Source organism: Kitasatospora sp. NPDC015121 (assembly GCF_055562955.1).
Genome location: NZ_JBVHEH010000015.1, coordinates 12,997 through 30,936, shown reverse-complemented (window position 1 = coordinate 30,936; position 17,940 = coordinate 12,997). Strand labels below are relative to the sequence as shown.

16 protein-coding genes are annotated in these 17,940 nt (G+C 74.0%); 8 read left to right on the top strand and 8 right to left on the bottom strand.

Going from position 1 to position 17,940, the window contains the following annotated elements; all coding sequences use genetic code 11:
- The first annotated feature begins 46 nt into the window (after positions 1-46).
- The 3 genes from ACZ3J7_RS22990 to ACZ3J7_RS22980 all read left to right on the top strand — a co-directional run bounded on the left by ACZ3J7_RS22990 (position 47) and on the right by ACZ3J7_RS22980 (position 3,021).
- The gene (locus ACZ3J7_RS22990) at positions 47-1,045 is read left to right on the top strand and encodes a glycosyltransferase family 2 protein (RefSeq protein WP_465624169.1); all 999 of its coding nucleotides are present in this window, start codon (positions 47-49) and stop codon (positions 1,043-1,045) included.
- Between the two features lie 78 nt (positions 1,046-1,123).
- On the top strand, positions 1,124-2,068 hold the full coding sequence (locus tag ACZ3J7_RS22985) for a YihY/virulence factor BrkB family protein (protein WP_465624166.1): 945 nt from the start codon (positions 1,124-1,126) through the stop codon (positions 2,066-2,068).
- An 86-nt stretch (positions 2,069-2,154) separates the two neighbouring features.
- On the top strand, positions 2,155-3,021 hold the full coding sequence (locus tag ACZ3J7_RS22980; RefSeq protein ID WP_465624165.1) for a class I SAM-dependent methyltransferase: 867 nt from the start codon (positions 2,155-2,157) through the stop codon (positions 3,019-3,021).
- A gap of 37 nt (positions 3,022-3,058) precedes the next feature.
- Here the strand turns inward: ACZ3J7_RS22980 and ACZ3J7_RS22975 are convergent, their stop codons facing one another.
- A complete protein-coding gene (locus tag ACZ3J7_RS22975) occupies positions 3,059-4,252 on the bottom strand; it encodes a D-alanyl-D-alanine carboxypeptidase family protein (RefSeq protein WP_465624162.1) in 1,194 nt (397 codons plus the stop codon).
- A 138-nt stretch (positions 4,253-4,390) separates the two neighbouring features.
- Between ACZ3J7_RS22975 and ACZ3J7_RS22970 the strand changes: the two genes are divergently transcribed.
- The 3 genes from ACZ3J7_RS22970 (at position 4,391) to ACZ3J7_RS22960 (ending at position 7,861) form a co-directional block, all read left to right on the top strand.
- Positions 4,391-4,654 carry an SCO4848 family membrane protein gene (locus ACZ3J7_RS22970; RefSeq protein ID WP_465624160.1) on the top strand — a complete coding sequence of 88 codons (264 nt, stop codon included), beginning with the start codon at positions 4,391-4,393 and terminating at the stop codon, positions 4,652-4,654.
- A gap of 119 nt (positions 4,655-4,773) precedes the next feature.
- Positions 4,774-6,381, top strand: coding sequence for a hypothetical protein (locus ACZ3J7_RS22965; RefSeq protein WP_465624158.1), 1,608 nt, complete (start codon positions 4,774-4,776; stop codon positions 6,379-6,381).
- A 136-nt stretch (positions 6,382-6,517) separates the two neighbouring features.
- On the top strand, positions 6,518-7,861 hold the full coding sequence (locus ACZ3J7_RS22960; RefSeq protein ID WP_465624156.1) for a hypothetical protein: 1,344 nt from the start codon (positions 6,518-6,520) through the stop codon (positions 7,859-7,861).
- A gap of 56 nt (positions 7,862-7,917) precedes the next feature.
- On the opposite strand, the gene ACZ3J7_RS22955 is transcribed toward ACZ3J7_RS22960, so the two are convergent.
- The 4 genes from ACZ3J7_RS22955 to sdhC form a co-directional block, all read right to left on the bottom strand.
- Positions 7,918-8,691 (bottom strand): succinate dehydrogenase iron-sulfur subunit, encoded by a 774-nt coding sequence (locus tag ACZ3J7_RS22955; protein ID WP_465624154.1) that lies wholly within the window; start codon positions 8,689-8,691, stop codon positions 7,918-7,920.
- Entirely contained in the window at positions 8,691-10,433 is a 1,743-nt protein-coding gene (sdhA, locus tag ACZ3J7_RS22950) for a succinate dehydrogenase flavoprotein subunit (protein WP_465624152.1), read from the bottom strand. Before sdhA ends, ACZ3J7_RS22955 begins: the two co-directional genes overlap by 1 nt.
- Positions 10,434-10,459: 26 nt before the next feature.
- Positions 10,460-10,888, bottom strand: a complete 429-nt coding sequence (gene sdhD, locus ACZ3J7_RS22945) for a succinate dehydrogenase, hydrophobic membrane anchor protein (protein WP_465624563.1) — start codon at positions 10,886-10,888, stop codon at positions 10,460-10,462.
- 65 nt (positions 10,889-10,953) lie between these two features.
- Positions 10,954-11,334 (bottom strand): succinate dehydrogenase, cytochrome b556 subunit, encoded by a 381-nt coding sequence (gene sdhC / locus ACZ3J7_RS22940; protein WP_033253218.1) that lies wholly within the window; start codon positions 11,332-11,334, stop codon positions 10,954-10,956.
- Positions 11,335-11,582: 248 nt separating this feature from the next.
- Between sdhC and ACZ3J7_RS22935 the strand changes: the two genes are divergently transcribed.
- Positions 11,583-12,311 (top strand): hypothetical protein, encoded by a 729-nt coding sequence (locus tag ACZ3J7_RS22935; protein WP_465624147.1) that lies wholly within the window; start codon positions 11,583-11,585, stop codon positions 12,309-12,311.
- Positions 12,312-12,353: 42 nt separating this feature from the next.
- Here ACZ3J7_RS22935 and ACZ3J7_RS22930 read toward each other — a convergent pair whose 3' ends face one another.
- Together ACZ3J7_RS22930 and ACZ3J7_RS22925 are read right to left on the bottom strand one after the other, a co-directional pair.
- Positions 12,354-12,851 carry a 2-oxo-4-hydroxy-4-carboxy-5-ureidoimidazoline decarboxylase gene (locus ACZ3J7_RS22930; RefSeq protein ID WP_465624144.1) on the bottom strand — a complete coding sequence of 166 codons (498 nt, stop codon included), beginning with the start codon at positions 12,849-12,851 and terminating at the stop codon, positions 12,354-12,356.
- A gap of 256 nt (positions 12,852-13,107) precedes the next feature.
- Positions 13,108-13,851: an SDR family oxidoreductase gene (locus ACZ3J7_RS22925; protein WP_465624142.1), complete on the bottom strand. Its 744-nt coding sequence runs from the start codon at positions 13,849-13,851 to the stop codon at positions 13,108-13,110.
- 173 nt (positions 13,852-14,024) lie between these two features.
- On the opposite strand from ACZ3J7_RS22925, the gene ACZ3J7_RS22920 reads away from it, so the two are divergent.
- Positions 14,025-15,614 carry an acyl-CoA mutase large subunit family protein gene (locus ACZ3J7_RS22920; RefSeq protein WP_465624140.1) on the top strand — a complete coding sequence of 530 codons (1,590 nt, stop codon included), beginning with the start codon at positions 14,025-14,027 and terminating at the stop codon, positions 15,612-15,614.
- A gap of 87 nt (positions 15,615-15,701) precedes the next feature.
- Here ACZ3J7_RS22920 and ACZ3J7_RS22915 read toward each other — a convergent pair whose 3' ends face one another.
- Entirely contained in the window at positions 15,702-17,756 is a 2,055-nt protein-coding gene (locus ACZ3J7_RS22915) for a S53 family peptidase (RefSeq protein ID WP_465624137.1), read from the bottom strand.
- Positions 17,757-17,940: the final 184 nt, after the last annotated feature.

Below are 17,940 nucleotides of genomic sequence, written 5' to 3'. Positions count from 1 at the left end.
GCTTGCTAGTCTGCGCCAGGCCAGACCAGGTCGGGAGAGTGAAGAGATGCCGCGGTTCAGTGTGGTCGTGCCCGTGCACGCCGTCGAGGAGTACCTGCCGGAGTGCCTGGAATCGGTCCTGTCGCAGTCCTTCGGGGACTTCGAGCTGATCGCCGTGGACGACCGCTCGCCCGACGGCTGCGGCGCCCTCCTGGACGCCGCCGCCGCCCGCGACCCCCGGGTGACCGTCCGGCACCTGCCGGAGAACGTCGGCCTCGGCCCGGCCCGCAACGCCGGCGCCGAACTCGCCACCGGCGACTACCTGCTCTTCCTGGACAGCGACGACACCCTCACCCCCGGCCTGCTCGCCGCCGTCGACGCCCGGCTGCGCGCCACCGACGACCCCGACCTGCTGGTCTTCGACTACGCCCGCAGCTACTGGGACGGCCGGGTCACCCGCTCCGCCTCCGCCCCCGTCTTCGCCCGGCCCGGCGCCGAGGCGTTCACCCTGGACGAGCGCCGCGACCTGCTCGACCTGCTGCAGGTCGCCTGGAACAAGGCCTACCGCCGGGCGTTCGTCGAGGGCGCCGGCCTGTCCTTCCCGCCCGGCTACTACGAGGACACCCCGTACACCTACCCGGCGCTGCTCGCCGCCGAGCGGATCACCCTGCTCGACACCGTCGGCGTCCACTACCGGCAGCGCCGCGAGGGCGGCAACATCCTCGCCACCGCCTCCCGCAAGCACTTCGACGTCTTCGCCCAGTACGACCGGGTCTTCGCCTTCCTCGACGCCCGGCCCGACCTGGACCGCTGGCGGCCGGTGATCTACCGGATGATGCTCGGCCACCTCGCCACCGTGGTCTCCAAGCCCGGCCGGGTCCCGGCCGGCGACCGCCGCGAGTTCTTCCGCCGCGCCGCCGAGCACTGCGCCCGGCACCGCCCGGCCGACTACCGGCCCGCGCCCGGCCGCGAGGGCCTGCGCGGCGAACTGCTCGGCCGCGGCAGCTACCTCGGCTTCCAGGGCCTGCGCGCCCTCGCCCGGGCCCGCCGCGCCGTCCGCCGCTGACCCGCCCGCCCCCGGCGCCGCGCCGCCGGCCCGCGTCGCTCCCCGCGACCCGGGCCGGACGGCGGTATACAGCCAAGGGTGGACTTCCTCACCAAGCTGCCCGTGATCGGCCCGCTCGCCGCCCGCCTGCTGCGCAGCCGCCCCTACCGGGTGTACCTGCTCTTCGACGGCGTCCAGGGCAACCGGCTGGCCGGGGCGGTCACCTTCTTCGGCTTCCTGGCGCTGTTCCCGCTGCTCACCGTCGCCCTGGCGATCGCGCTCGCCACCCTCTCCGACTCCCGGGTGCGCCAGCTCCAGGACAAGGTCGCCGAGCAGCTGCCCGGCCTCGCCGACTCGCTCGACCTGAACGCCATGGTCGCCAACGCCGGCACCGTCGGCCTGGTCTCCGGCGTGCTGCTGCTGGTCTCCGGCCTCGGCTGGGTGGACACCATGCGCGGCGCGGTGCGCACCGTGTGGCGGCTGCCGGACGACGGCGGCAACCCCGTGCTGGTCAAGCTCCGCGACTGCCTGGTGCTGCTCGGCCTCGGCCTGGTCTGCCTGGCCTCGCTGGCCGCCTCCGCGCTCGCCACCACCCTCGCCCACCGGCTCGCCGACGGCCTCGGCCTGCACGGCGGCGCCGCCCGCTGGCTGCTCTCCGCGCTCGGCTTCCTGATCGCGGTCTGCGCCGACCTGCTGCTGTTCGCCTACCTGCTCGGCCCGTTCCCGCGGATCACCGGCCAGCCCCGCCGCGCCCTGCTGGAGGGCGCGCTGATCGGCGCGGTCGGCTTCGAACTGCTGAAGCTGCTGCTCTCCTCGTACCTCGGCTCGGTGGCGGGCCGCAGCCTCTACGGGGCGTTCGGCGTCCCGGTGGCGCTGCTGCTGTGGATCGACTTCGTCGCCCGGCTGCTGACGTACTGCGCCGCCTGGACCGCGCTCGCCGACCCGGAACAGGCCCGGCTGCGCGCCGTCCGGCAGGCCGAGGCGCTGCTCGAAGAGGCCGGGAGGACACCCGCGCCGCGCACTGTCCGGCATCCGGACCGGTGACTATGATCCCGGTCACATCCGCTCGGCATCCGCCGACCACACGCCGCCGCGCTCCCCCCGCCCCGGCCAGCTCCCCAGGAGACCGTGTGTCAGCACCGGACACCATCGCCGCTCCCCCCGCCCCACCGGTCCCCGCCACCCCCGACGACGTGCCCGGCTGGTTCTTCCGCGCCGACCAGGAGGCCTTCGCCCACCTGCTGCGCGGGCAGACCGCCGCCGGCACCACCGGCGACCTGCTGGAACTGGGCGCCTACCTGGGCCGCTCGGCGATCCTGCTCGGCAGCCACCTGCAACCCGGCGAGACCTTCACCGTCTGCGACCTGTTCGACCTCGACGCGCCGGACGACGACAACTCCGCCGAGATGACCATGTCCTACCGGTCGACCCTCACCCAGCGCGCCTTCGAGGCCAACTACCGGGCCTTCCACCCCGCCCTGCCGGTCATCGTCCAGGCCCCCACCTCGGTGCTCGCCGACGGCCGGATCCCGGACGGCAGCTGCCGCTTCGTCCACATCGACGCCTCCCACCTGTACGCGCACGTGGCCGACGACATCCTGGTCGCCCGCGCCGCCCTGGCCGGCGACGGCGTGGTCGCCCTCGACGACTACCGGGCCCCGCACACCCCCGGCGTGGCCGCCGCCGTCTGGGAGGCCGTCTTCACCCTCGGCCTGCGGCCGGTGCTGCTCACCCCCGAGAAGTTCTACGGCACCTGGGGCGACCCCGGGGCCGTCCGCGCCGGCCTGCTCGCCCGGGACTGGCGCGCCGACGGCTTCCGGCTGGACGAGGAGCACCTCGCCGGACAGCTCTGCCACCGCCTCGCCTGGGACGAACCCGCCCGGGCCCGCCGCCCCGCCCCGCCGCGCTCGCTCCCGCGCCGGATCGCCCTCGACGTGCTCCCGCCGTTCGCCACCCGCGCGGTGCGCCGGGCCCTGCACGCCACCCGCCGGGCCTGACCCCCGCCGCCGGCCCGGCCCGGTCGGCCCCGCCCGGTCAACCCCGGGCCCGGACCCGGGCCGCCCGGCGGCGCAGCGCCCGCAGCCGCAGCAGCCCCGCCCCCGCGACCGCCGCGCACAGCCCCACCGCCGACCAGGTCGCCGGGCCGGGCCCGGACGCCGCCGCGTGCGCCGCCCGCCCGACGGCCGGTGCCGGTCCCGCCGGTTCCGCCGACGCACCCGGCGCGTCCGGCCGGGCCGCCACCGGCTCGGCCGCCGCCGCCGGGCCGCCGCCCGGCCCCGCGCCGGTGTCCGCGGCCAGCTCCCCGACCGGGGCGGCCTTCCCGGCCGCCGCGAAGCCCCAGTCCAGCAGCGCCGCCGCCTCGTCGTACACCTTCGCCCCGTCCGCCGGGTGCATCACCGTCACCAGCAGCGTCCGCCCGTCGCGCTCGGCCGCGCCCGTGTAGGTGGCGCCCGCGTTGGTGGTGTAGCCGTTCTTCACCCCGATCAGCCCCGGGTACCTGCCCAGCAGCCGGTCGGTGTTGGCGATCCCGAAACTGCCGCGCTGCCCGGTCTTCTTGTCCACCGCCCCCGGGAACTGCGCCCAGCGGGTCGCGCAGTACCCCCGGAACTCCGGGTTGCGCAGCCCCGCCCGGGCGAACAGCGTCAGGTCGTACGCCGAGGTGACCTGCCCGTCCATGTCGTAGCCGTCCGGGCTGACCACGTGGGTGTCCCGGGCCTGCAACTGCTCCGCCCGGGCCTGCATGTCGGCGACGGTCTTCGCCACCCCGCCGTTCATGTTCGCCAGCACGTGCACCGCGTCGTTGCCGGAGGACAGGAACACCCCGCGCCACAGGTCCTCGACCTTGTAGTCGAGGTCCTCCTTGATGCCGACCAGGCTGCTGCCCGCGCCCATCCCCTGCAGCTCCGACCAGGTCACCCGGTGCACGTCGGAAGCCGCGAAGCGGGGCAGCACGGTCTCCGCGAACAGCATCTTCAGCGTCGACGCGGGCGGCAGCTTGGCGTGCGCGTTGAACGCCGCCAGCACCTGCCCGCTGCCCGCGTCCGCGACCACCCAGGCCTGCCCGGTCAGCTCCTTCGGCAGCGCCGGCGCCCCCGCCGCCACCTGCACGCCCGCCGCGCCCAGCCGCTCCCCGCCCACCACCGCGTCCGCCCGTGCGGCGGGCGACGCGGACAGCAGGAGCAGCGCGGCAGCGGACGAACCGTGGAGGATCCGGCGGATTATCAGCATTCCGGGAAACTAACCCGACCGGCGCCCCCGCCCCCGGCGGCGGTGCCGTCCGGACCACGAACGAGTACCGCCTGCTGCTCCGATCGGCGGCCCCCGCATACTGGTCGGGCACCCCGTCTGCCGCGAAGGACCCCCGCCATGAAGCTCAGCCGCCCGGTCTCCTGGTTCCTCACCGCCTTCGGCGTCTGGTCCCTGTTCGTCTGGACGACCTTCGCCAAGAACCTCTGGAAGGACTCCGGCGGCCAGGCCTTCGTGGACGGCGACCACTCCCGGCCCACCGCCTTCTTCTGGATCCACCTGCTGCTCACCGTCACCTCCCTGCTGCTCGGCCTCGCCATCGGCTGGATCGGCGTCCGCGGCCTGCGCGCCCGGCGGCAGGAGGCCGCCCCCGCCGCCGAGTGAGCGCCGCCGGTCCCGCGCGCAGCGTCAATTCGCTTGCGCACCAAGGTCCTCCGGGAGCAGGATGCGCGGCCGGGCGAGCGGTTCCGCCCGCCCGTACGACACCCCCGTGAAGGATCCCGTTGTCCCGACCCCGCTCGCCCCGCCTGCTCGTCGCGGGTGCCACGGCGGCCCTCGCCGCCGGCCTGTTCACCGCCCCCGCCGCCCACGCGGACCCCGGCCCCGCCGTCACCGCCCCGGCCGTGCTGCCCGGCACCCGCCTGGACGGCGCCGCCACCGACGGCTGCGACGCCACCGGCACCCCCGGCTGGGCCACCACCGCCGACCCCGTGCTCAGCGCCCGCACCACCGCGCCCGCCGCCCGCTTCAAGGCCTGGGACGCCGGCGGCGCGAAGATCCTCGACACCACCGCCGCCACCGACCCGACCGGCGTCGTGCGCGCCGCGCTGACCGGCCTGCCCGAGGGCGCCGGCTACACCTGGCAGGTCTGGCCGCAGGGCCTGCCCGGCTCCGGAGCGCCTACCGGGACCTGCCGCTTCGGCGTCGACACCGCCGCACCCGCCGGACTCGCCGTCCGCTCCGACGACTTCCCGACCCAGGACGGCACCAAGTACGCGACCGACACGGGCGTGTTCACCTTCGCCGCCACCGACACCGGCTCCGGCGTGGCCTGCTTCCACTACGTCCTCGACGGGACGTCCGGCGTCGGCGCCGACTGCGCGCCCCGCGAGGGCGTCGTCACGGCCGGCCCAGACGGCACCGCCAGCGTCGCCCTCCGGCCCGGCTCCTGGGGCAGCCACGACCTGCGGGTCGAGGCCGTCGACCACGCGGGCCGGGTCACCCAGACCGTCCACTACTCCTTCTACGCGCGGTGGAACCCCGACCCGCCCAAGGCCCTCGGCGACGTCGACAACGACGGCGTCCCCGACATCCTGCTGCCCGACTCCCAGGGCAACCTGCTGGTGATCGGCGGCCGCTCCGCCACCACCGCCCCCACCACCGTCGTCCCGGCCTCCCGGGCCCCGATCGGCGGCAGCTGGACGGGCCTCCAGGTCCTCCACAAGGGCTGGAGCCCCGCCGGCGACCCCGCCGACACCGTCTACGTCCACGACCTCGGCGGCGGCTACCTCTACCAGTACCTCAACCAGGGCCGGCTGCCCCTGGGCGTCCAGTCGCCGAGGCTGATCAGCCACGCGAGCAGCTGCGTCGACACCGCCTACAACCCGGTGGACTGCCCGCCCGACCTGCTCCGCGACTTCGCCGACGTGCGGCAGCTGGTCGCCTTCGGCCCGACCGACCCGACCCAGCCGGACGGCGTCACGCTGATGGACGTCGAGCACGGCGACCTCTGGCTGCAGAACGACCCCTCCTGGTTCGGCGACACCACCCGCCTCACCACCAGCGGCGCCTGGGACGGCTACGACCTGGTCGCCCCCGGCCGCGACGCCGCCGGGAACCTCGCCCTGTGGTCCCGCGAGCAGTCCACCGGCGTGCTGCGCGCCCACGCCGTCCCGAAGCTCGCCGACGGCGGCTACGACTACTCCGGCCTCGCCGACCCGGCCGCCGGCACCGTCCTGGGCACCTTCCCGACCGCCGACTACCCGACCCTGGGCAGCTCCGGCGACCTCGACGGCGACGGACAGCCCGACCTGTACGCCGTCACCGCCGACCGGCACCTGCTCGCCTACCACGGCACCACCGCCCCGAAGGACCGCGGCCCGCTGGCCTGAGCCGCCGGCGCGGCCCCCGCGGGACCCCGGTCCCGCGGGGGCCGCGCCGTTCCGGGCCCGGTCGTGCCCGCCCCCTTCAAGTGGCCGAATCCCGCTGCTAGCCTGCCCCGCACCGACTGTGGGGGAGGGCTTCGCCGTGAGCACCAGTACCACCCTTGAGGAGGCCCGCCCCGAGTGGGCGCGGCGGCAGGAACGCGAGCGGCGGCACCGGCGGGCGAAGTCGCGGCTGCGGCTGCCGCTCGCGGTGGCGGCGGCCTGCTGGGCGGCGCTGCTGCTCTGGTGGGCGGCGGTGTACCCGGCGTTCACCGGGGACGTCCCGGACGGGGGCGCGCCGCTGTACGCCGCCGCCGTGCGGGCCGTCCACCCGGGCCCCGCCACGCTGCTGCAGACCGCCGCCGCGGCCCTCGCGCTGGGCTACCTGGTCGCCGCGCTGGCCCGCTACGGGGTGCGCGGACGGCACGCCGGACCGGTCGCGCTCGCGCTGGCCGCGCTGCCGCCGACCGCGACCCTGGTGGTCTCGGCCACCCCCGACGCGGTCGCCGCCCTCGCCGCGCCGCTGCTCACCGGGGCCGGCCTGCGGCTGCTGGCCCGGCACGCCGGGGACACCCCGCGGCCGGGCGGACCGGCCCAACGGCTGGATCTCGCCGTCCTGTTCTCGGCCGTCTGCGCCCTCGCGCTGACCGGCACCCGGGGCGCCGGCACCGCGCTGGCGGCCGTCGCCGTGCTGCTGCTGTTCCTGCCCCGGGCCCGGCTGCGCCTCGCCCTGCTGACCGTCCTCGCGCTGGCCGTGCCGACCGCGCTCGGCCTGCTCGGCCACCCGGCCGCCCCGGCCGGCGAGCTGCACCCGCTGCGGGCCGCCGACCTGGCCCTGGCCCGCCAGCAGGGGGCCACCCCGGCGAGCCCCGCGCTGAACGCCGTCGCCGCGCCGTCGGCCTGGGCGCGGGCGGGCGCCGACTGCTCGGCCGCCGCCGCCCTCACCGACCGCTGGAACGCCCCCGCCGCCGCCCGCGCCGAGGACGAACTCGCCACCGCCTGGCGGCAGTTGCTCCGCGACCACCCGGACGTCGTGCTGGACGCCCGGCTCTGCCGGGCCCGCATCGCCTGGGGCGTGCGGGCCGGCGACGGCGGCCCGCACGCCGCCACCGAGGTGCCCGCACCGGCGGCCGGCTCCCGCGGCCTGTGGCACCCGCTGCACGCCGCCGCGACCTGGAGCCGCACCCTGCTGCGCGCCCCGCAGCTCGACTGGCTGCTGTGGCGCGGCGCGCTCTGGGCCTACCTGGGCCTGGCCGCCACCGTCCTGTACGCCTGGCGGCACCGGCTGGCCGCCCTCGTCCCGGTGGCCGGCGCGGCCGTCCTCGGCACCCAGCTGGCCCTCACCGCCTCCGCCGCCGACCAGGACTACCGCGGCATGGCCGCCGCCCTGCTCACCGGCCCGCTGCTGCTCACCCTCGCCACCGTCCGCACCCGCCGCACCCCCTGAACGCCGAGGGGCCCGTCCGGAGCGAACTCCGGACGGGCCCCTCGGACGGGCCGGGACTAGAAGCGACGCGTGACGAGCGCGCGCTTCACCTCCTGGATGGCCTTGGTGACCTCGATGCCGCGCGGGCAGGCCTCCGAGCAGTTGAAGGTGGTGCGGCAGCGCCACACGCCCTCACGGTCGTTGAGGATCTCCAGGCGCTGCTCGCCGCCCTCGTCGCGCGAGTCGAAGATGAAGCGGTGCGCGTTGACGATCGCCGCCGGGCCGAAGTACTGGCCGTCGTTCCAGAACACCGGGCACGAGGAGGTGCACGCGGCGCACAGGATGCACTTGGTGGTGTCGTCGAAGCGCTCGCGGTCGGCCTGCGACTGCAGGCGCTCGCGGGTCGGCTCGTTCCCGTTGGTGATCAGGAACGGCATGACGTCCTTGTACGCCTGGAAGAACGGGTCCATGTCCACGATCAGGTCCTTGAGGACCGCGAGGCCCTTGATGGCCTCGACCGTGATCGGCTTCTCCGGGTTGACGTCCTTGATCAGGGTCTTGCACGCCAGCCGGTTGCGCCCGTTGATCCGCATGGCGTCCGAACCGCAGATGCCGTGCGCGCAGGAGCGGCGGTACGTGAGCGTGCCGTCCTGCTCCCACTTGATCTTGTTGAGCGCGTCCAGGACGCGCTCCTTCGGGTCCATCAGGAGCTGGTAGTCCACCCACACCGGGTCCGGGTGCTCCTCCGGGTTGAACCGGCGGATCCGGAAGGTGACGCTGATCAGCTGGGTGCTGCCCGCCTCGACCGCGTCCAGCGCGGCCGAGTGCGTCTCGACGGTCGGAGTGGACATCAGTACTTACGCTCCATCGGCTGGTAGCGGGTCTGCACGACCGGCTTGTAGTCGAGGCGGATGGAGGTGGAGCCGTCCTCGGCCACCTCGCGGTACGCCATGGTGTGCTGCATGAACTTCACGTCGTCGCGGGTCGGGAAGTCCTCGCGGTAGTGACCGCCGCGGGACTCCTCGCGGGCCAGCGCCGAGACGACCAGCACCTCGGCCAGGTCGAGCAGGTTGCCCAGCTCGACGGCCTCCAGCAGGTCGGTGTTGTAGCGCGAGCCCTTGTCCGCGATCGAGACGTTCTTGAAGCGCTCCTTGAGCGCCGCCACGTCCTCGACCGCCTGCTGCAGGGTCTTGCCGGTGCGGTAGACGGACACGTTGGTGTCCATCGACTCCTGCAGCTCCTGGCGGATCTTGGCGACCGACTCGGTGCCGGTGGACTCCCGCAGGCCCTCCACCAGCGCCTCGACCAGCGCGCCCGGGTTCTCCGGCAGCGGCACGAAGTCGTGCTTGTCGGCGTACTCGGCGGCGGCGATGCCCGCCCGGCGGCCGAACACGTTGATGTCCAGCAGCGAGTTGGTGCCCAGGCGGTTGGCGCCGTGCACCGACACGCACGCGACCTCGCCCGCGGCGTACAGGCCCGGGACGACGTCGGTGTTGTTGCGCAGGACCTCGCCCTCGACGTTGGTCGGGATGCCGCCCATCGCGTAGTGCGCGGTGGGCTGGATCGGGATCGGGTCCGTGTAGGGCTCGATGCCGAGGTAGGTGCGCGCGAACTCGGTGATGTCCGGCAGCTTGGCGTCCAGCTGCTCCGGCGGCAGGTGGGTCAGGTCCAGGTAGACGTGGTCGCCGTCGGGGCCGCAGCCGCGGCCGGCCCGGATCTCCGAGTAGATCGCGCGGGAGCACACGTCACGGGACGCGAGGTCCTTCATGACGGGGGCGTAGCGCTCCATGAAGCGCTCGCCGTCCTTGTTGCGCAGGATGCCGCCCTCGCCGCGGGCGCCCTCGGTGAGCAGGATGCCCATCCGCCAGATGCCCGTCGGGTGGAACTGGAAGAACTCCATGTCCTCCAGCGGCAGGCCCCGGCGCAGCGCCACGGCCTGGCCGTCACCGGTCAGGGTGTGCGCGTTCGAGGTGACCTTGAACATCTTGCCGGTGCCGCCCGAGGCGAACACCACGGCCTTGGCCTGGAAGACGTGGATCTCGCCGGTGGCCAGCTCGTACGCCACCACGCCGGCGGTCTTGCCCTCGTTGATCAGCAGGTCGAGGACGTAGAACTCGTTGAAGAACTCGACGCCGTGCTTGACGCAGTTCTGGAACAGCGTCTGCAGGATCATGTGGCCGGTGCGGTCCGCGGCGTAGCAGGACCGGCGGACCGGGGCCTCGCCGTGGTTGCGGGAGTGGCCGCCGAAGCGGCGCTGGTCGATCCGGCCCTGGTCGGTGCGGGAGAAGGGGAGACCCATCTTCTCCAGGTCGAGGACCGCGTCGATGGCCTCCTTGCACATGATCTCGGCGGCGTCCTGGTCGACCAGGTAGTCACCGCCCTTGACCGTGTCGAAGGTGTGCCACTCCCAGTTGTCCTCCTCGACGTTGGCGAGCGCGGCGCACATGCCGCCCTGCGCCGCGCCGGTGTGGGACCGGGTCGGGTAGAGCTTGGTCAGCACCGCGGTGCGGCTGCGCTGCGTCGACTCGATGGCCGCGCGCATGCCGGCGCCGCCGGCGCCGACGATGACGGTGTCGTACTGGTGAATCTGCATGGGGGTCAGTCGCCTCTGGTGGCTCGTCAGATGTTCGGGTCGAAGGTGAAGATCACCAGGGTGCCGAGGACGACCGTGAAGACGGTCGCGACGCCCAGGAGACCCTTGAGCCACAGACGAGTGGCGTCCTTCTCCGCGTAGTCGTTGATGACGGTGCGCATGCCGTTGGAGCCGTGCAGCATCGCCAGCCACAGCATCAGCAGGTCCCAGAACTGCCAGAACGGGGACGCCCAGCGGCCCGCCACGAAGGCGAAGCTCACCTTGGAGACGCCGCCGTCCAGCATCAGGTTGATCAGCAGGTGGCCGAGGACCAGCACCACGAGGACGACACCCGACAGGCGCATGAACAGCCAGGCGAGCATCTCGAAGTTGGTGCGGGTGCGGCGCGGGGTCTTCCTGGTGCGGGCCCGGGCGGGCTCCACCACGAAGGCGTCGGCGGGGTTGCCGGTGCCCAGGCCCTTGCCGGTGTGGGCGTGGACGGAGGGAACCACCAGGTCGTTGGTGTCAGTGGTCACGCGGATCAGCCCCCGAACCAGGTGCGAAGGGTGTGCTCGAGGACGGGGTAGAAGGAGCCGGCCATCAGGACGACCCAGACGCCCACGACGGTCCAGAGCATCTGCTTCTGGTACTTCGGGCCCTTGGCCCAGAAGTCCACCGCCACGACCCGCAGGCCGTTCAGCGCGTGGAACAGGATGGCGGCCACCAGGCCGTACTCCATCAGGTTCACCAGCGGGATCTTGTACGTGGCGATCACCGAGTCGTACGCCTCGGGCGACACCCGCACCAGGGCGGTGTCAAGGACATGTGCGAACAGGAAGAAGAAGATCAGGACGCCGGTGACTCGGTGAGCCACCCAGCTCCACATGCCTTCCCGGCCGCGGTACAGCGTTCCAGCCGGCACGGAAAACCCTCCGGAAGCGGTTCGGGGGCTCGGCCGGCTTCGGTGTCGGTCAGCCCGGCCGGATACGGTCCACCGGCCGCGAGCATCCTATCGACGCGCCGTCGGCAACCGCCCGCGGGGGCCCCTGGTGTGATCAATCAGGCACGCACGGCCTAATCGGGACGGGAACCGGACGGGCTGCGTGACGCAAAGTCATCACCCGACCGCGCTACGGTACGCCTCCCCGCCGCCCAGCAGAGAGGCCCGCCGTGCGTCCGCCGCCCGCCCCCGCCCGCCCCGCCCCCGCCGCGCTCGCCCTGGCCGCCCTGGCCCTGGCGGCCGGCTGCGCCGCCCCGGCCGGGCCGTCCGCCGACGGCGCGGTCCCCGCGCCCGGTGCCGCGCCCGCGTCCGGCGCGCCCGCCGCGCCCGAGTACGACGCCGCCGCGGTGCGCGCGCTCGCCGTCACCGAGGCCGACCTCGCGCCCGGCTGGCGGGTCACCCTGATGCAGCCCGGCCAGAACGACATCTCCAGCCCGCCGCACACCGCCGACATCCCGGCCTGCCAGCCGGTGCTGGACGCGCTCACCCCGTCCAAGGGCTCGGCCGGGCCGCTCGCCGAGGCCGACCTCGACATCGCCCGGGACGGCGACGGCGGCGCCTCCCTCTACACCGCGGTGCTGGCCTTCCGGCCCGGCCGGGCCGCCGCCGTCCAGCGCGGCCTCGACCAGGTCCTCGACCACTGCCGGGCCTTCACCTCCACCGCCGGGCACCACCTGCTCGACCGGCTCGACACGCCCACCCCCGGAGGAGCGGACGCCGCCACCGCCTTCACCCTCACGAATGAAACCGACGGCGTCACGATCGTCCAGCGCGCCCTGGTCGCCCGCGCCGGGGACGTCCTCGCGGTCTTCACCACCCTCGACGCGACCGGCCGCGCGGCCCCGGAGCCCGACCCGGCGGTGGTGGCGGCGCAGCTGGCGAAGATCGGGCGGAAATGACGGGAGGGCCCCCGCGGGCGGGGGCCCTCCGAACCGGCCGGCTCAGCCCTTGACGGCCACCAGGTGCTCCAGGCGGCTGAGCGCGATGCGGCGCAACTCCTCGGCGGAGACGAGGCGTTCCTCGTCCGGGTCGTTGGCCAGCCGGGTGCGCAGCGAGGTGAGGACGGCGTCCAGCATCTCCTCGGGGTCGACGCCGTCGAGGCAGACCACGAAGACGTGCCCGAAGCGGGCCTCGTACGCGGCGTGGGCGGCGCGCAGCGCGGTGTGCGCGGCCTGGCTGCCCGGGGCGCGCATGCCGAGCAGCGGCTGGGGCATCCAGCTCTCGTCGGCGAGCGCCTCGGCGAGGTCCGCCGGGCGCAGGTCGTAGCTGGCCTCGCTGGCGGCGGCGAGCAGGGACTCTATGTCGGGGTACGGGCGGTGGGCGGTGAGGCGGAGGGCCCATCGGTGGCTGCCGCAGCAGGCGAGCAGCGCCTCCTCCACCGCGCCGGAGTCGGCTTCGTTGAAACGGTGGAGCCCGAGCAGGGACGGCTCCGTCCGCACGTCGAGACGCTGCGGCGGGATGTCGCTGGCCAGCGGATCCTCCTTGTGAGGGCGGAAGGCGGAGTGCTCCAGAGACGGGTGGCGGACCGAGGGAGGAGAGGGTGCGGCGATGCCGCCGCACGGGGCTGACGCAGCTCGGCGGGGCAGCGCCTCCACGGTAGTTGAGGGCTCATCAGTTGGGGAGGCGGCGGGCCGATTTCACTCGTACGAGCTATCAAGTTGTGACCCGCCGCCCTTTCCGTTCACCCGGAACGGATCAACTGACCCGGTGCACCTTGTGGTTGGCGGCCTGGGCGCGCGGCCGGACCACCAGCAGGTCGATGTTGACGTGCGCGGGCCGGGTCACCGCCCAGGAGACGGTGTCGGCGATGTCCTCCGAGGTCAGCGGCTCGGCGACGCCCGCGTAGACCGCGTCCGCCTTCGCCCGGTCGCCGCGGAAGCGGGTCAGCGCGAAGCCCTCCGACTTCACCATGCCGGGGGCGATCTCGATCACCCGGATCGGCTCGGCCACCAGTTCGAGGCGCAGGGTCTGGGCCAGCGAGTGGACGGCGTGCTTGGCCGCGACGTAGCCGCCGCCGCCCTCGTACGCGGCCAGCGCCGCGGTGGAGGACATGATCAGCACGGTGCCCCCGCCGTCGGCGCGCAGGGCCGGCAGCAGCGCCTGGGTCAGGTGCAGCACGCCCAGCACGTTCACCTCGTACATGGCGCGCCAGTCCGCCGGGTCGCCGTGCTCGACGCTCTCCGCGCCGAGCGCGCCGCCCGCGTTGTTCACCAGCACGTCGACCCGGCCGACCCCGGCCGCGAACGCGTCCACCGCGGCCCGGTCGGTGACGTCCAGGACGTGGGCCCGGCCGCCGATCTCCTTCGCCAGCGCCTCGATCCGCTCGGCGCGGCGGGCGGTCAGCACCACCTCGAAGCCGTCCGCGGCCAGTCGGCGGGCGGTCGCCGCCCCGATGCCGCTGCTGGCCCCGGTGACCACGGCCACCTTCTGCTCGGTCATGTCGTGCACTCCTCGTGTGTCCGGTCGGTGGACCGATCATCCCAAGGAGCGGCCGGCGGGTGTTGTGAGCAAGCTCCCAGCCGTGGCATCTGTCTGCGCTTCCGCGGGCGCGACTACATTGCGTATCCGAGCCAGTCATTAGTGAACGTTCACACACCCCGCGGAGGACCCCCATGGCAGCCGAGCCCCGCCGCACCGAGTCGGGCCTGCCGATCGAGCCGGTGTACGGCCCCGAGACCCTGGCCGGCTTCGACGCCGCGACCCGTCTCGGCACGCCGGGGCAGTACCCGTTCACCCGCGGCGTCTATCCCACGATGTACACCGGCAAGCCCTGGACGATGCGCCAGTACGCGGGCTTCGGCACCGCCGCCGAGTCCAACGCCCGCTACAAGCAGCTGATCGCCAACGGCACCACGGGCCTGTCAGTCGCCTTCGACCTGCCGACCCAGATGGGGTACGACTCGGACGCGGCGATCTCGCACGGCGAGGTCGGCAAGGTCGGCGTCGCGATCGACAGCGTCGAGGACATGAGCGTGCTGTTCGGCGGCATCCCGCTCGGCGAGGTCTCCACCTCGATGACCATCAACGCGCCCGGCTCGCTGCTGCTGCTGCTCTACCAGCTGGTCGGCGAGGCCCAGGGCGTGCCGTCGAACCGGCTCACCGGCACCATCCAGAACGACGTGCTCAAGGAGTACATCGCCCGCGGCACGTACATCTTCCCGCCCAAGCCCAGCCTGCGGCTGATCGCCGACGTGTTCCAGTACTGCCGAGCCGAGATCCCGCGCTGGAACACCATCTCCATCTCCGGCTACCACATGGCCGAGGCCGGGGCGAACCCCGCGCAGGAGATCGCCTTCACGCTCGCCAACGGCATCGAGTACGTCCGCACCGCGGTCGCCGCCGGCATGGACGTCGACGACTTCGCGCCCCGGCTCTCCTTCTTCTTCGTCTCCCGCACCACCCTGCTGGAGGAGGTCGCCAAGTTCCGCGCCGCGCGCCGGATCTGGGCCCGGGTGATGAAGGAGCAGTTCGGCGCCGGGAACCCCAAGTCGCAGATGCTGCGCTTCCACACCCAGACCGCCGGCGTCCAGCTCACCGCCCAGCAGCCCGAGGTCAACCTGGTCCGGGTCTCCGTGCAGGCGCTCGCCGCCGTCCTCGGCGGCACCCAGTCGCTGCACACCAACTCCTTCGACGAGGCGATCGCCCTGCCGACCGAGAAGTCCGCCCGGCTCGCGCTGCGCACCCAGCAGGTGCTGGCCTACGAGACCGACGTCACCACCACCGTCGACCCGTTCGCCGGCTCGTACGTGGTCGAGGCGATGACGGACGAGATGGAGGCCGCCGTACTGGAGCTGATGGCCAAGGTCGAGGACATGGGCGGCGCCGTCGCCGCGATCGAACAGGGCTACCAGAAGGGCGAGATCGAGCGCACCGCGTACCGCATCCAGCAGGAGCAGGACTCCGGCGAGCGGACCGTGGTCGGCGTCAACCGCTTCCAGCTCGACGCGGAGGAGCCCTACGAGCCGCTCCGGGTCGACCCGGCGATCGAGGCCCAGCAGGCCGAACGCCTCAAGCGGCTGCGCGCCGACCGGGACTCCTCGGCGGTCGACCGGGCGCTCGGCGCGCTGCGCAAGGCCGCGGAGGGCACCGACAACGTGCTCTACCCGATGAAGGAGGCGCTCGCCGCCCGGGCCACCGTCGGCGAGGTCAGCGACGCGCTCCGCGGGGTGTGGGGGACGTACGTGCCGGTGGACCGCTTCTGACGCCTCCGCGGGCGCGGGGAGCGGGAAGCGCGAAGGGCTGCCGGGGGAGGTTCCCCGGCAGCCCTTCGGGCGTCGTGCCGACCGCTGCTACTTCTTCAGCTCGAAGGACTTGAAGAAGCCCTTGCCCGGGGAGCCCAGGCCGGTGGCCGTGTCGTAGCCGCGCGAGGCGGAGAGGCCGAAGTCGGCGCCGATCTTGTAGAGGCGGACCCGGAGCGAGCCGTTCACCAGGCCGAGGTCGACGACGTTGCCGCGCTTGGAGTGGTTGGCGTCGTCGTTGACGTCGTTGAAGGCCTTGCTGCCGGCCCGGTCGTAGAGCGCCGGGTTCGCGAAGCCGAGGGCGCGGCCGCCGCGGGCCTGGACGGCGTTGGCGAACATCGCGGCGGTCTCCGGGGCGGAGACCGAGGTGCCGCCGTAGCCGCCCTCGCTGTAGGTGCCGCCGCTGGTGAAGCCGACCAGGGTGGCGGCGACCAGGTCACCGCTCATCGCGATGTCGGGGGTGGCGCGCAGCGGGGTCGCGGAGGCGGTGCCGTCGGCCGCGGTCCTGGCGATCCGGTCCGGCACGACGCCCTGCTGGTACCAGGGCTGCGCGAAGTCCTTGGAGACACCGCCGCCGCCGCCGAAGTAGAAGGCGCCGGGGAACGGGCTCCAGGACTTCTGGTCGGCGGAGAGCACCGAGCGCAGGTCGCCCATCGAGACCTCGCCGCCGTACTTGCCGGACTTGTCGCCGAGCTGCAGGGCGGTGCCGCCGACCGAGGTGACCCACGGGGAGGCGGACGGCCAGTCGGCCTGCGCCTGGTTGGTGTCGGCCTGGCAGTTGACGCCGGTGGCGGCCGCGCCCGGGGAGCTGTCGCCGCAGTCGCCGGAGGAGAAGGTGAAGCCGATGCCGGTCACCGCGCCGAGCTGGAAGACCTGGTTGTCGGCCGCGACCACGGCGGGGTCGATGTCCCCGCTGGTGCCGTGCATGATCTCGCCCCAGGAGTTGGAGACCACGTCGGCCAGGTGCTCGTCGACGACCTTGGCCATCGCGTCGTACAGGTCGTCGTCGTAGCAGGAGTTGCCGCCGACGTAGACGACCTGGGCGTCGGGCGCGAGGCCGTGCACCATCTCGACGTCGAGCGCCTCCTCGCCGGCCCAGCCCTCGGGACCGCCGCACTCGTCCTGGTGGGTCCACTTGTCCGGGGTGACGTACTCGGTGTACTGGCCCGGCTTGAACGGCTGGTCGCCGTGCAGCGCCGAGAAGTGGTTCGCGTCCTGCTCCATGGTGGACAGGCCGTACGCGTCGATGACCGCGACCCGGGCGCCCTTGCCGGTGACCTTGGCGTCGCTGACGCCGTACGCCTTGCGCAGCTGGGCCGGGACGTACGAGCAGGGGGCGAAGGGCTCGTTCTTCTCGTAGCCGACCGGGGCGCCCTTGGCGGTCTTGGAGCCGTAGCCGTCCTCGGAGCAGGTCGGCACCTCGGGCAGGGTGGCCGGGGCCTTCTTGTCGGGGGTGGCGAGCCGGGAGGCGGCGGCGCCGCGCCGCTCGGCCTCGCGGACCGAGGTGGCGTCCGAGGCGTTCTTGTGGATCGCGTCGGCCAGGCCGGAGACGGCCAGCACCGCGCCGGCCACGGCCGCCGGGACCTTGGCGTCGGCGGTCGGCGCCCGGTGGACGCCGTCCGCGGTGCGGTAGTCGTGGAAGCCGGTGCCGAAGGCCTTGGCCAGCGCGCCGGTGGAGCCGGAGACCTGCACGTAGTGGTTGGTGCTGGCGGAGACCGACAGGCCCGCGCCGGTCACCCAGTCGGTGACGGCCTTGACCTGCTCCGGGGTGGCGCCGAACTCCGCCCGCGCCTGGTCGGCGCTCAGGTACCGGCCGTAGGAGGCCGAGTCCGGGTCGGAGACCGACTTGGCGAGCGCGGCCAGGCCGCTGGCGTCGCGGCCGGCCAGGTAGATCCGGGCGGAGGCCGGGGCGGACGCGTCGGCGGCGCCGGCGTCGGCCTGCGGGGTGGCCCACGCGGGGTGGGTGCCGGGCAGCGCCAGCGCGCCGTCGGCGGCCGGGGTGGCGGCGGAGGCCGGCACGGCCGCGCCCAGGGTGGTGAGGATCAGTGCGGCGGCGACGGTGGCCGGAGCGATGCTCCGGGCGAGCTTGTTGCGCGCGATGGGCACGTCGGTCCCCCCTTCTCGGTTCGATGGAGCGTCAGCTGCCCCTCGTGAGGGCGTGACGAGGCGCGCCGCGAGCGGAAGACCCCCCACCGCGGCACCGGAGTTGACTGTGCGCAAGCTGTCTATTCGGACTGGTGTGCACCGCTCAAGAGCAGGTCCGAAAGCTTTGCCTCGGCATGACCGGATC